Origin of the sequence: Pseudomonas sp. SJZ079, assembly GCF_007993865.1 — a bacterium.
Classification (GTDB): domain Bacteria; phylum Pseudomonadota; class Gammaproteobacteria; order Pseudomonadales; family Pseudomonadaceae; genus Aquipseudomonas.
Genome location: NZ_VIUH01000045.1, coordinates 1 through 12,732, shown reverse-complemented (window position 1 = coordinate 12,732; position 12,732 = coordinate 1). Strand labels below are relative to the sequence as shown.

Genomic DNA, 12,732 nt, shown 5'->3' with positions numbered 1-12,732 from the left:
GAATTTCATCACGGCCTCCTTAAGCAAAAGACAATGTTCGCACCTTGAATTTTGCGCCACCTCCGAGGTGGGGAGGCCGGCTAGATGATTCTCAGTCTGGTCGATATCGGCCACGGTCAGCACCAGATGATCCAGCCGCTCGATCATCTTCAGTCGCGATCAAGCAGATGGAAGCGCGGCAGCGAAAAACGCCAGCGAATCGCCGCCAGGCGGATGAACAACACCACCAGCATGGCGATCCCGGTATCCAGCCAGGGCGGCGTGTCCAGCGCACGCAGGCCGATAAACGCCAGGGCGCCGGCAATACAGGCAGTGGCATAGATTTCCTTGCGGAAAATCAGCGGGATTTCGTTGCAGATCACATCGCGCATCACGCCACCGGCTACGCCGGTCATTACCCCCATGATCACCGCCGTGCTGAGGGGCACGTGGTGCTGCAGGGCCACCTCAGTGCCGATGACCGTGAACACCGCCAGACCAAAGGCATCGGCAATCAACAAGCCTTTTTCATGAATGGGCTGGGTCAGTTGCACCCAAACCACCGTCCCGACCGCCGCCAAGGACGCCACCACAATATAGGTGTCGTCGCGAATCCAGCTGACCGGGTGGTTGTTGAGGATCACATCGCGCAGGGTGCCGCCACCCAGCGCGGTGATCACGGCGATCACCAGCACGCCAAACAGGTCCATGGACTTGCGTCCGGCCATCAGCGCACCGGTGATGGCGAAGACCGCAACGCCGAACAGGTCTGCGAAATAGAAAAGCTGAGCCATGCGGCCTTCAGGATGCGACGGGGGTGCGCATGGTAACAAACTCCTCTGCAGCGGTTGGATGCACGCCAATGGTGTCGTCGAAGATTTGCTTGGTCGCCCCGGCTTTCAGCGCAACCGCCAACCCCTGAATGATTTCACCGGCGTCCGGGCCGACCAGGTGACAACCCAAGACTCGGTCGCTGTCGGCATCCACCACCAGTTTCATCAGCGTGCGCTCCTGGCACTCGGTGAGTGTCAGTTTCATCGGCCGGAAACGGCTCTCATACACCTCGACCGAATGCCCCGCGGCCTTCGCCTGCTCCTCGCTAAGACCGACGGTGCCGATATTCGGCAAGCTGAATACCGCAGTCGGGATCGTTTGGTAATCGACCGCACGGTACTCTTCCAGCTTGAACAACTGCCGCGCCACGGCCATGCCCTCGGCCAGCGCAACCGGGGTCAGCTGCACGCGGCCGATGACATCGCCAATCGCCAGAATCGATGGCGACGTGGTCCGGTAGTGCTCATCGACCCGGATAGAACCATCGTCATCCAACTCGACGGCGGTATTCTCCAGCCCCAGGTTATCCAGCATCGGTCGCCGGCCGGTGGCGTAGAAGATACAGTCGGCGTGCATCACACGGCCGTCCTGCAAGGTGGCCTGCAGGCTGCCGTCGGCCTGTTTGTCGATGCGCTCGATATCGCTATTGAACTGCAAGTCCACCCCACGCTTGCTCAACTCCTCGCGCAGGTGCTGGCGCACCGCACCATCGAAGCCGCGCAGGAACAGCTCACGGCGGTACAACAGTGAGGTTTCGGCACCCAGGCCATGGAAGATCGAGGCGAACTCTACCGCAATGTAGCCACCGCCGATCACCAGCACGCGTTTGGGCAACTGCTTGAGGAAGAACGCCTCGTTCGAGGTGATCGCATGCTCGCTGCCCGGGAACTCGGGGATGAACGGCCAGCCGCCGGTGGCGATCAGAATGTGCTTGGTGCTGTATCGCTGACCATCGAGCTCGACGCTGTGCTCGTCCAGCAGACGTGCATGCCCTTCAAGCAAGGTCACCCCACTGTTGACCAGCAGATTGCGGTAGACGCCGTTGAGCCGCTCGATCTCACGATTCTTGTTGGCGATCAGGGTCGGCCAATCGAATCCCGCCTCACCCAGCGACCAGCCAAAGCCCTGCGCCTGTTCGAAGTCTTCGGCGAAGTGCGCGCCATACACCAGCAGCTTTTTCGGCACGCAGCCGACATTCACGCAGGTACCACCGAGGTAGCGGCTCTCGGCCACGGCCACGCGGGCACCGTAACCCGCGGCAAAACGCGCGGCACGCACACCGCCGGAACCGGCGCCGATCACAAACAGGTCGAAATCATAGGTCATGGGTAGCCTCCTAAGCAGGTCGCCAGCATAACCCAGATACACCGAAATTCAGCCGTTGGGCCTAAGCTTGAGCCATGCATAACAGGAGAGCGACCATGCGCCCTACCCTCACCCATCTGGCGTTGCATGTCCCGGACCTGGATGCCTGCGTGGCCTTTTACACTGACTTTTGTGGCATGCAGGTGATCCATCAGCGCGCCGGCAAAGGCGCGCGGATTGTCTGGATGGCCGAGCCCGGCAAGGAACATGAGTTCATCTTCGTGATCATGCCGGGCGGCCAGGATCGCTGCCTGGCCGAGGACGATTACAGCCACTTCGGTTTTGCCGTGGCCAGTCGCGAGCAGGTCGATGAGGTCGCCGCCAAGGCTCAATTGGCTGGGTGTTTGGTCTGGGCGCCTCGCGATGAACCTTACCCAGTCGGCTACTACTGTGGGCTGCGCGACCCGGCCGGCAACTACGTCGAGTTCAGCTATGGCCAACCGCTGGGGCCGGGTTCACAGGCGATGCCAATACCCTGAATGGGAAAAGCCACCCGAAGGTGGCTTTTCCTCTGTCACGGCCTTACTCAGTAAGCCTTGCCGGGCTTATAGAGGTGCTCGAAGCAGAAGTTGGTGGCATCGATATAACCCTCTGCGCCACCGCAGTCGAAGCGCTGGCCCTTGAACTTATAGGCCAGCACGCAGCCATCCTGGGCTTGCTTCATCAGGGCATCGGTGATCTGGATCTCACCGCCTTTACCCGGTGGGGTTTGCTCGATCAGCTCGAAGATATCCGGCGTCAGGATGTAGCGGCCGATAATCGCCAGGTTGGACGGTGCATCTTCCGGCTTGGGCTTCTCGACCATGCTGTTGACCCGGTAGATGTCATCGCGGATCATCTCGCCAGAGATGACACCATACTTATGGGTCTCTTCCGGCGGGACTTCCTGAATGGCGACGATCGAGCAGCGAAACTGCTTGTACAGTTTGACCATCTGGGTCAGTACGCCGTCGCCTTCCAGGTTCAGGCACAAGTCATCGGCCAGCACCACGGCAAAGGCCTCGTCACCGATCAGCGGGCGAGCGCAGAGAATCGCATGGCCGAGCCCTTTCATTTCGACCTGGCGGGTGTAAGAGAAGCTGCACTCATCGATCAGACGGCGGATGCCAACCAGGTACTTTTCCTTGTCGGTATCGCGAATCTGGTGCTCCAGCTCATAGCTGATATCGAAATGATCTTCCAGCGAGCGCTTGCCACGGCCGGTAACCATGGAGATTTCCGTCAGCCCAGCATCCAGCGCCTCTTCGACGCCATACTGGATCAACGGCTTGTTCACCACCGGCAGCATTTCCTTAGGCATGGCCTTGGTTGCTGGTAAAAAACGTGTGCCGTAACCGGCAGCGGGGAACAAGCATTTCTTAATCATGGGACTCCTTAACAGGGAAAAATGCCCGTGCAGTCTATCAGGCGGCGCGAACCTTACAACGTCCTGCCCCCGTTCTGCCAACTCCGCAGTAGAAGAAATTCAATCCGGTGCGGTGTTTACCGGCGTCGATATCACGGTCAACAAACAGCGCCGGCGTGCACAGCAAACGGTCAGTGCGGTCACGGCCGCCTTGAGTCACCGAACGCTCACAAAGAGCGAAAGCCCAGACGAAACCGCAGTGTGATCGCCAGCGCCTTGCGGCGGTCAAGCACTTGCATGGTGCAACTCCCCTAGTGGTGGGACGGACAATTCGGCCGCGTCCACGTAATTACCGCTGACCACCGAGTGCCCGGCTCAACGAAAATCCCGGCTGCGCACATCCAGCCCGCTCAGCAGTGACGACAGGTCACGCAGGCGGCCGGCGATGAGGTGGCGCACACCATCTTGCGCTTCCAGATGGCCGTCCACCTGCAACAGTTGCGCTTCGACCAGCACCCGTCGCTGGCGCTCGGCCAGGTCATGCCAGACCACAACGTTGACCATCCCGTGCTCGTCTTCCAAGGTGATAAAGGTCACGCCACTGGCGGTCTGTGGGCGCTGCCGACCGACCACCAGGCCGGCGACGCTGACGCTGCGCCCGTGGTCGACACCGGCCAGCTCCCATGAACTGCGACAGCGCTTGGCTGCCAGCTGACGGCGCAACAGGGACAGTGGATGCGGGCCCAGGGTGGTACCGAGGGTGGCGTAGTCGGCCTGCAGGTCTTCGCCGACTGTCGGCAGTGGCAGGGCCACGTGAACCGCTTCCTGCGTCGGCAGGGTGGCAAACAACGGGCGCTGCACTTCGACCCCGGCCACCGCCCAGCGCGCCTGGTGGCGGTGGCCACTCAAGCCCTGCAAAGCGCCGGCATCGGCCAGCAACGCACGCGCTCGTCCATCCAGGGCAGCGCGGCGGCAGAGGTCGGCAATATCGCTGAAGGCGCGCTCTTGTCGGGCCGCCTGCAGGCGCAGCCCATCTTCCTCGCGCAGGCCGCGCACCAGGCGCAACCCCAGGCGGATGGCTGGCTGCCCTGCCCCGCTCGGCTCCAGGGTGCAGTCCCAGTCGCTGGCGCAGACATCCACCGGGCGGATCTCTAGCCGGTGACGACGGGCATCCTGCAGGAGTTGATCGGGGCTGTAAAAACCCATCGGCCAACTGTTGATCAGGGCACAGGTATAGGCGGCCGGCTCGTGGCATTTCAGCCAGCAACTGGCATAAGTCAGCAAGGCGAAGCTGGCCGCATGGGATTCGGGGAAGCCATAGCTGCCGAAACCCTTGATCTGCTCGAAGATCCGCGCGGCGAAGTCGGCCGTGTAACCGCGCTCGAGCATGCCGCGGGTCAGCCGTTCGCGGTGCGGCTCCAGCCCACCGTGGCGTTTCCAAGCGGCCATCGAGCGGCGCAACTGGTCGGCCTCGCCTGGGCTGTAGCCGGCGGCGACTATGGCCAGTTCCATTACCTGCTCCTGAAACAAGGGCACACCGAGGGTGCGTTCAAACACTTTCTTCAGTTCTGCACTCGGATAATCCACCGGCTCTTCGCCGTTACGTCGGCGCAGGTAGGGATGGACCATGTCGCCCTGGATCGGGCCAGGACGCACGATGGCGACCTCGATCACCAGGTCATAGAAGTTCTTCGGCCTCAGCCGTGGCAGCATCGCCATCTGCGCGCGCGACTCGATCTGGAACACGCCGATGGTGTCGGCGCGGCCGATCATCGCGTAGGTTTGCGCGTCCTCGGCCGGGATGGTCGCCAGGCTTAGGTCGCGGCCGCGATAATGGCGCAGCAGATCAAAAGTGCGGCGCAGCGCGCTGAGCATGCCCAGCGCGAGGATGTCGACCTTGAGTAGGCCGAGTTGGTCGAGGTCGTCCTTGTCCCACTGGATAATGGTGCGCTCGGCCATGGCCGCGTTCTCCACCGGCACCAAGCTGTCCAGGGGCTGTTCGGAGATGACGAAGCCTCCCGGGTGCTGCGACAGGTGGCGGGGAAAGCCGATCAGCTCGCCGGTCAGCACCAATACCCGGCGCAGCACCGGGCTGTCCGGGTCGAAGCCCGCCTCGCGCAGACGCTCAGCTGGCGGCAGTTGATCGCTCCAGCGACCGCAGCAGTCGGCCAGCGCATTGATCTGGTCCGGCGGCAGGCCGAGGGCCTTGGCCACGTCGCGCACCGCACCGGCGCCGTGGTAGGTGCTGGCCACGGCAGTGAGCGCCGCCCGGCCCCTGCCGTAGCGGCGGAACACGTACTGCAGGACTTCTTCGCGGCGCTCGTGCTCGAAGTCCACGTCGATGTCCGGCGGCTCGTTGCGCTCCCTGGAGATGAAGCGCTCGAACAGCATGTTGATCCGCGACGGATCGAGTTCGGTGATGCCCAGCGCATAGCACACCGCCGAATTGGCGGCCGAACCTCGGCCCTGGCAGAGGATGTGCTGGCTGCGGGCGAAGCGGACGATGTCGTGCACCGTGAGGAAATAGCTCTCGTAGCCCAGCTCGGCGATCAGCCCCAGTTCGCGCTCGACCTGCCCCCGCGCCTTGGCCGGAACACCACCCGGCCAGCGCCAGCGCATGCCCTGCTCGGTCAATTCGCGCAGCCAGGAGGTGGGCGTCTGCCCGACGGGGACCAGCTCGCGCGGGTACTGGTAACGCAACTGGCTCAGGTCGAAGCTGCAGCGCTGAGCGATGCGTACTGACTCGGCCAGCAGCTCCGGCGGATAGAGCTCGGCCAATACAGCCCGCGGGCGCAGATGCCGTTCGCCGTTGGGGAACAGCAGATGCCCTGTCTCGGCCAGCGTGCAATGCTGGCGGATCGCACTCATGCAGTCCTGCAGGGCGCGCCGGCCGCGGGCGTGCATGTGCACATCGCCGGCCGCCACCGCCGGGATCGCCAGGGCGGCGGCCAGCGTCTGCAGTTGCCTCAGGCGTCGCCCATCGTCCGGCCCGCGGTGCAACTCCAGCGCCAGCCACAGGCGCTCGGGGAACAGTGCGCGCAGCCAGCGGCCATGGCTTGCATCGGGCTCAAGTTCCGCTATCCACAAGGCCAGCAGGCCGTCCAACGGTTCGGCGAAGTCCTCGCGCAGCAGGCGGTACTCGCCCTTCCCGGCCCGGCGCCGCGCCTGACTGATCAGTCGGCACAGGCGCTGGTAGCCGCCGATATTTTCCGCCAGCAGGACGAGCTTCGGCCCGGCCTCGACGCGCATCTCACTACCGACGATCAGCGGCACTGCGCATTCCTTGGCCGCCTGCCAGGCCCGGACGATCCCGGCCAGGGTGCACTCGTCGGTGATCGCCAGGGCCGCATAGCCATGCTGCCGAGCGCGCTCGAACAGCTCGCGAGCACTCGATGCGCCGCGCTGGAAGCTGAAGTTGGACAGGCAGTGCAGTTCGGCATAGCCCGCATCGGCATTCATGCGAACCACCCGTGCAGCAACCAGGGCCCGCTTGCCCCGACCGGGCGATAGGCCCAGCCGCGTTGCCCGCCGGGCATCTCGATCAGGTAATAGTCGCGGCGCACGTCGCCACCGTCCCACCAGCCGGACTCGATGCGCTCGGGACCGGCGAGGATGCGCAGCGCGCTTTCGCCGATCGGCATCGGCTGGCGTAGCAGCCAGCCTGGGCGCGGCGGGCCGACTGGTGCCAGAGCTGGCCGGGTATCACTGATCGGCTGCCAGGCGCACTCGGGGCGGTGATCTGCCCGGGCGCGCAAGCCGTGCACAGCCTCGTCGCCGAGGCGCGCGCGCAGCCGTTCGCGCAGCTGTTCCCAGGGCAGGGATTGCTGCGGGCGTTCGGTAAACAGTTGCCGGTGCTCGGGAACGAAGCGCGGCAGGTCGCGTGCCGTCAGGCGCAGTCCGCGTACCGGCGCGCTTACCTGCTGTTGCTCCAGGCGCCCGCGTGCCAATTCGAAGAGCATGGTCGGCTCGCGTTCGGCACTGAGCAGGCCAACCGGCACCCGAGTGTCGGCGCCCTCGGCGTGTTCCAGGTGCAGGGTGAAGCGCTGCACGCCGCTGTCGCGGCCGGCCAGAAAGGCGGCAAGGTCAGCGGTCAGCCGGCGCAGCGGAAACAGCAGCGCCTGATGCGACTCGACCTCGGCGTTCAATTCGATGCGTACATCGAATTGATCCGGTGGCGTATAGCACTCCAGCGCCAGCGCACGTTGCCCGAGTAAAGTATCCAGATGCCGCAGCACTTCAACGGGGAAGCGCCGTGCCAGACTGGCGCGCGGCAGCGCCAAGACTTGGCGCAGAGTGCGCAAACCCATGCGCGCGAAGGCGGTCGCCACCTCTCGGGCCAGGCCGACCCGCTCGATCGGCATGTGCCCCAGAACCTCGCGCAGCGCCTCTGCGGTTGGCACTGCCAGGCCGTCATAGGCGTTGGCCAATACCCGCGCCGCAACCGGATTCGGCGCGGCGACGATGCGATGACGGAAGCCCAGAGCGGTCAGCTCTTCGCGCAAGCGCGCCTCGAACCTTGGCCAGGGGCCGAACAGGTTGAGGCTGGACTCGACTTCCAGCAGCAACACCCGTGGGTAATGCAGGCTGACCTGGGAACTGAAGCGATAACCCCAGGCGGCCAGGAAGCGCTGACAACGCTCGATCTGCGCTGGATCGTACTCGACCATGGTGAAATCGCGGGTCAAAGCATGGGAGGCGGTCAGCGATTGTCCGGGATGCAGGCCGAGCTGCCGCGCAGCCGCATTGACCGCCCGCAGCACGCGGCGCTGCGGGCTTCCGCTGACCAAAACCAGCGCCGCCCCGGGATCGGCGCGGCCGCGCAGCACCGCATCCAGCGCCAGTTGTGGCAGCAGTACACAGGCCCAACGCACACCGCTCACCTGAGTCCGACCAGGGACAGTGGCGCCGCGCTCGACAGGCCACCGCGGCATTTGAGCACGCGCACTTGCACCGGGCGGGCATCGACGACGATGCGCAGTGCCGCCGGCGACGGATTGAGCGCGGCCGTCAGCGGGCGATAAGCAAACGCCAGGGTCTGGCCGGTTTCGGCGGCAACCTGCAGGCGGCGCAAGGCTCGGTCGTCCGCCTGCGGCAACCAGCACAGCACCGCGCCGCAACTGCCCGAACGCAGGCACTGTTCCGCCGCCCACAAGGCATCACGGCCACTCGCCTCGATCAGCGCCAGCCAGCGCAGATCCACGCCAGCCGCCTGCCAAGCCTGCGGATACGGCACATGGGGTGGCGCGACCAGGGCGACTCGCTCGCCGCTGCTGGTCAATCGCGCCAGGGTTGGCCAGAGCAGGCGCAGTTCGCCGCAGCCATCGCCACCGAAGAGGATTTCGCTGAGCGCGGCCGGCGGCCAGCCACCTGTCGGCAGCGATGCATCCAGCGCGGCATGGCCGGTCGGCTGGGCGTTTGTCGGCGGCGGTACGGGCCGGCCTTTCCACACCCGGCGCTGATCCAGCAGCGCATCCAACTCGATGGCAGCGCCCATCAAGCCGGTCCTTGCGCGTCGAAGACAGCGCAGGCCAGAGGTTGCCAGACGTGCGCGGCAACGCTACACGAACAGCTGGAATAGCACCCTGGCAGGCGGATCGCGGACCGATCGATCGCTCCAGGAGAGATGGTACACATGGCCATGCGCCCCAATAAGACTGTATATTTATACAGTATATTAGCGCGTAACTTCCGACAATGGCAGGCGCAGTCCGATAGACCCCATCGTCGATTCACACCAAGGTGGGTGGCGCCGACGCGTGGCTGGGGTGGTGTACCGGGTTCGGTCTGTGAATCGCTCAGAATGAAGGCGCCAAGTTCTGCTTGCGGCTGGTCACCGCACTGCGCCCCCTAAAACTCGGAGTTGTACAGGATCATTCAAAGACATACGGGCACAAAAAAACCGGCTGAGAGTGCCGGCTTTAGTGGGTTTCAGGTTCATCTAGGAACATCTGAAATCATGTCAATGGTGCCCGAAGCCGGAATCGAACCGGCACGAGGTTACCCTCGAGGGATTTTAAGTCCCTTGCGTCTACCGATTTCGCCATTCGGGCGGTAGAGCGATACTGCGAGGCCTGGACTATATACAGCCCTTGCGTGCCTCGCAAGGCTTCCAACTTGGAATAAAAAAGCCTCGTAAATCGTTGATCTACGAGGCTTTTAAATTGGAGGCTGAGGTCGGAATCGAACCGGCGTTCACGGATTTGCAATCCGGTGCATAACCACTCTGCTACTCAGCCTTGAAACTAAATGGGCCGTGCTAGACGGCCCATTGAAACTGGAGCGGGAAACGAGACTCGAACTCGCGACCCCGACCTTGGCAAGGTCGTGCTCTACCAACTGAGCTATTCCCGCTTGTCGTGATGACGGGCGCCATTCTATAGATTCACAACGCCCCGTCAAGCCCTTGATTCAAAGAAGTTTATTTCTTTTCAGCAGAAGTACTGAGATGCGGCCAGGCAGCCGTCAGGTACTGCACCATAGACCACAGGGTGAGCACCGCGGCGACGATCAGCAGTGCATAACCCAGCACAACCCAGACGGTAAACAAGGGCGGGTTGCCCAGTAGAATGACCAGCGCAACCATCTGCGCGGCGGTTTTCCATTTAGCCAGATTGGACACCGCCACGTGCGCCCGGGCGCCCAGTTCGGCCATCCACTCGCGCAATGCCGAGACGACGATCTCGCGGCCAATAATGATCGCCGCGGGCAGGGTCAACCACAGGTTGGCGTGCTCGGCGACGAGCAACACCAGCGCGACCGCCACCATCAGCTTATCGGCGACCGGATCGAGAAAGGCACCAAAGGGCGTGCTCTGCTCCCAACGTCGCGCCAGGTAACCATCCAGCCAGTCGGTCACGGCAGCGATGGCGAAAACCGCGCTGGCGGCCCAATAGCTCCATGAAAACGGTAGGTAAAATAGCAGGATGAAGATCGGAATCAGCAGTACACGGAGTACGGTAAGCAGGTTGGGGATATTCATCGGCACAACTGGGCTGCGAGGTGAGCCGGCATTCTACTCGCTGTGCAGTGCGGCATAAATCAGCTCGGCAAGCTTTTTACTGATACTGGGTGCTTTGGCGATTTCTTCCACGCTGGCGCGGGACAGTTCCTGGAGGCCACCGAAGTGATTGAGCAGCTCGCGCCGCCGCTTCGGCCCTACCCCGGCCACTTCTTCCAGGCTTGACGTGCGGCGGGCCTTGCCACGTCGGGCGCGGTGCCCGGTAATCGCAAAACGGTGTGACTCATCGCGAATCTGCTGAATCAGGTGCAACGCCGGCGAGTGACCTGGCAGGGTGAACTCGTGAGCGGCATCATTGAGATAGAGCGTCTCCAGCCCCGGTTTGCGGGTCACGCCCTTGGCCACGCCAAGCAGGATCAGCTCGGGCACCGCCAACTCTTCCAGCACCTCACGCGCCATGGCCAGCTGACCTTTACCGCCATCGACCAGCAGAATATCCGGCAATTTGCCCTCGCCGTCCTTGATCTTGCTGAAGCGTCGAGTCAGCGCCTGGTGCATGGCCGCGTAATCATCGCCACCGACAACGCCTTCGATGTTGTAGCGCCGATAGTCGGACTTCAGCGGGCCCTCAGGGCCAAACACCACGCAGGACGCCACGGTGGCCTCGCCGCTGGTGTGACTGATATCGAAACATTCCAGGCGCTGCGGTATTTCATCCAGGTCCAGCGCCTCGGCCAAGGCCTCGAAACGCGCCGCCACATGCTGTCGATTGGCCAGCCGCGCGCTGAGCGCTTGCTCGGCATTGGTCACCGCCAGCTGCTGCCAGCGAGCACGGGTACCGCGTACGCGATAGCTGATACTCAGCTCGCGACCACGCAGTTCGTGGATGGCGGCTATCAGTGTGGGGAAGTCCTCGTGTTGCGCATTGACGATCAGCTCGCTGGGCAGTTCGCGCTCCTGATTGCTCAGGTAGTACTGGGCCAGGAAGGCGAGCAGGACGTCACTACCCTCCTCCTCGATTGCTACTTGCGGAAAGAAATTCTTACTGCCGAGCACGCGGCCGCCCCGCACGCTGATCAGGTGTACACAGGCGCCGCCCGGATTGACCATGGCGGCAACCACGTCCACATCGCCGCTGCCGCCCTCCATGCTCTGCTGGTCCTGCACGCGACGCAGCAGAGCAATTTGATCGCGCAGTTCGGCAGCCCGCTCGAAGTTCAGGTCCATGGCGGCTTGTTGCATGCCGGAGGAGAGTTCATCACTCAGGGCATTGCTGCGCCCTTCGAGGAACATCACCGAATGGCGCACGTCCTCGGCATATTCCGTCGGCTCGACCAGCCCTACGCAGGGTCCCTTGCAGCGCTTGATCTGGTATTGCAGGCACGGGCGGGTGCGATTCTTGAAGTAGCTGTCCTCGCATTGGCGTACCAGGAAGGCCTTCTGCAGCAGGCCGAGACTCTCGCGGATCGCCCCAGCGCTCGGGTAAGGGCCAAAATAACGGCCCTTGAGCTTCTTCGCGCCGCGGTGGATACCCAGGCGTGGAAACTCACCGTCAGAGAGAAACACGTAGGGGTAGGACTTATCGTCGCGCAGCAGGATGTTGTAGGGCGGCCGCGATTCCTTGATCAGCGTCTGCTCGAGCAGCAGCGCCTCGGTTTCATTGGCGGTAATGGTGGTTTCGACTTGGACGATCTTGCCGACCAACGCAGCGGTTTTCGGCGCCAAACCCGTCTTGCGGAAGTAGCTGGCCAGGCGCTTTTTGAGATTTTTGGCCTTGCCGACATAGAGCAGCTTGGCGTCCGCATCGAACATGCGGTAAACGCCTGGGCGGCTGCTACAGGTGGCGAGGAAGGCGCTGTGGTCGAACTGGACGCTCATGCTAAGTGGTGGCGTCGACCATGCCATGACGCACAGCCAGCAGGGCCAGCTCCACGTCACTGGAGATCGACAGCTTCTCGAAGATCCGGTAACGGTAAGTGTTTACCGTTTTCGGCGAAAGGCAAAGCTTATCGGAGATGCTCTGCACCTTCTCACAGCTGGCGATCATCAGGGCGATCTGGATCTCGCGCTCGGATAACAGGTCGAAGGGGCTGCCATTGGTTTGCGGCTGAAAGGACTTCAAGGCCAACTGCTGGGCAATCTGCGGGCTGATATAGGGTTCATCGCGCTTTCCCGGGGAAGGCGGCCTTGATTTTCAGGAAGAAGTAGTCCGAGTCTCTGAAGCCATAGGCCATACGCTTGATCACCTTGA

General features: G+C 63.1%; 9 protein-coding genes, 3 tRNA genes and 2 pseudogenes. 1 reads left to right on the top strand and 13 read right to left on the bottom strand.

What is annotated here, in order from left to right; genetic code table 11:
- Positions 1-149: 149 nt before the first annotated feature.
- Together FBY03_RS22665 and gorA are read right to left on the bottom strand one after the other, a co-directional pair.
- Entirely contained in the window at positions 150-773 is a 624-nt protein-coding gene (locus FBY03_RS22665; protein WP_147174603.1) for a trimeric intracellular cation channel family protein, read from the bottom strand.
- Between the two features lie 7 nt (positions 774-780).
- The gene (gene gorA, locus FBY03_RS22660) at positions 781-2,139 is read right to left on the bottom strand and encodes a glutathione-disulfide reductase (RefSeq protein ID WP_147174602.1); all 1,359 of its coding nucleotides are present in this window, start codon (positions 2,137-2,139) and stop codon (positions 781-783) included.
- 95 nt (positions 2,140-2,234) lie between these two features.
- Between gorA and FBY03_RS22655 the strand changes: the two genes are divergently transcribed.
- Positions 2,235-2,657: a VOC family protein gene (locus FBY03_RS22655; protein ID WP_147174601.1), complete on the top strand. Its 423-nt coding sequence runs from the start codon at positions 2,235-2,237 to the stop codon at positions 2,655-2,657.
- Between the two features lie 47 nt (positions 2,658-2,704).
- On the opposite strand, the gene galU is transcribed toward FBY03_RS22655, so the two are convergent.
- The 11 genes and pseudogenes from galU to FBY03_RS22600 all read right to left on the bottom strand — a co-directional run.
- Positions 2,705-3,544 (bottom strand): UTP--glucose-1-phosphate uridylyltransferase GalU, encoded by an 840-nt coding sequence (galU, locus tag FBY03_RS22650; RefSeq protein WP_147174600.1) that lies wholly within the window; start codon positions 3,542-3,544, stop codon positions 2,705-2,707.
- A gap of 354 nt (positions 3,545-3,898) precedes the next feature.
- Complete coding sequence (locus tag FBY03_RS22645) at positions 3,899-6,982, bottom strand: error-prone DNA polymerase (RefSeq protein ID WP_147174599.1); 3,084 nt, start codon at positions 6,980-6,982, stop codon at positions 3,899-3,901.
- Entirely contained in the window at positions 6,979-8,394 is a 1,416-nt protein-coding gene (locus FBY03_RS22640; RefSeq protein ID WP_147174598.1) for a DNA polymerase Y family protein, read from the bottom strand. The genes FBY03_RS22645 and FBY03_RS22640 overlap by 4 nt, the downstream gene beginning before the upstream one ends.
- 5 nt (positions 8,395-8,399) lie before the next feature.
- Positions 8,400-9,017: a translesion DNA synthesis-associated protein ImuA gene (imuA, locus tag FBY03_RS22635; RefSeq protein WP_147174597.1), complete on the bottom strand. Its 618-nt coding sequence runs from the start codon at positions 9,015-9,017 to the stop codon at positions 8,400-8,402.
- 469 nt (positions 9,018-9,486) lie between these two features.
- A tRNA-Leu gene (locus tag FBY03_RS22630) sits at positions 9,487-9,573 on the bottom strand.
- Between the two features lie 112 nt (positions 9,574-9,685).
- Positions 9,686-9,759, bottom strand: a tRNA-Cys gene (locus tag FBY03_RS22625).
- A gap of 39 nt (positions 9,760-9,798) precedes the next feature.
- Positions 9,799-9,874 (bottom strand) — tRNA-Gly (locus tag FBY03_RS22620).
- 67 nt (positions 9,875-9,941) lie between these two features.
- The gene (gene pgsA / locus FBY03_RS22615) at positions 9,942-10,502 is read right to left on the bottom strand and encodes a CDP-diacylglycerol--glycerol-3-phosphate 3-phosphatidyltransferase (RefSeq protein ID WP_147174596.1); all 561 of its coding nucleotides are present in this window, start codon (positions 10,500-10,502) and stop codon (positions 9,942-9,944) included.
- Between the two features lie 33 nt (positions 10,503-10,535).
- The gene (uvrC, locus tag FBY03_RS22610; RefSeq protein WP_147174595.1) at positions 10,536-12,359 is read right to left on the bottom strand and encodes an excinuclease ABC subunit UvrC; all 1,824 of its coding nucleotides are present in this window, start codon (positions 12,357-12,359) and stop codon (positions 10,536-10,538) included.
- A 1-nt stretch (position 12,360) separates the two neighbouring features.
- Positions 12,361-12,636, bottom strand: a pseudogene (locus tag FBY03_RS22605) (LuxR C-terminal-related transcriptional regulator); the annotation flags it as partial.
- 4 nt (positions 12,637-12,640) lie between these two features.
- Positions 12,641-12,732, bottom strand: a pseudogene (locus FBY03_RS22600) (ISL3 family transposase); the annotation flags it as partial.

What these genes read in the sequence shown, in the direction of transcription:
- uvrC (WP_147174595.1), bottom strand. Translation starts at nt 12,359, where the DNA reads ATGAGCGTCCAGTTCGACCACAGCGCCTTCCTCGCCACCTGTAGCAGC.
- pgsA (WP_147174596.1), bottom strand. Translation starts at nt 10,502, where the DNA reads ATGAATATCCCCAACCTGCTTACCGTACTCCGTGTACTGCTGATTCCG.
- gorA (WP_147174602.1), bottom strand. Translation starts at nt 2,139, where the DNA reads ATGACCTATGATTTCGACCTGTTTGTGATCGGCGCCGGTTCCGGCGGT.
- imuA (WP_147174597.1), bottom strand. Translation starts at nt 9,017, where the DNA reads ATGGGCGCTGCCATCGAGTTGGATGCGCTGCTGGATCAGCGCCGGGTG.
- FBY03_RS22645 (WP_147174599.1), bottom strand. Translation starts at nt 6,982, where the DNA reads ATGAATGCCGATGCGGGCTATGCCGAACTGCACTGCCTGTCCAACTTC.
- FBY03_RS22655 (WP_147174601.1), top strand. Translation starts at nt 2,235, where the DNA reads ATGCGCCCTACCCTCACCCATCTGGCGTTGCATGTCCCGGACCTGGAT.
- FBY03_RS22665 (WP_147174603.1), bottom strand. Translation starts at nt 773, where the DNA reads ATGGCTCAGCTTTTCTATTTCGCAGACCTGTTCGGCGTTGCGGTCTTC.
- galU (WP_147174600.1), bottom strand. Translation starts at nt 3,544, where the DNA reads ATGATTAAGAAATGCTTGTTCCCCGCTGCCGGTTACGGCACACGTTTT.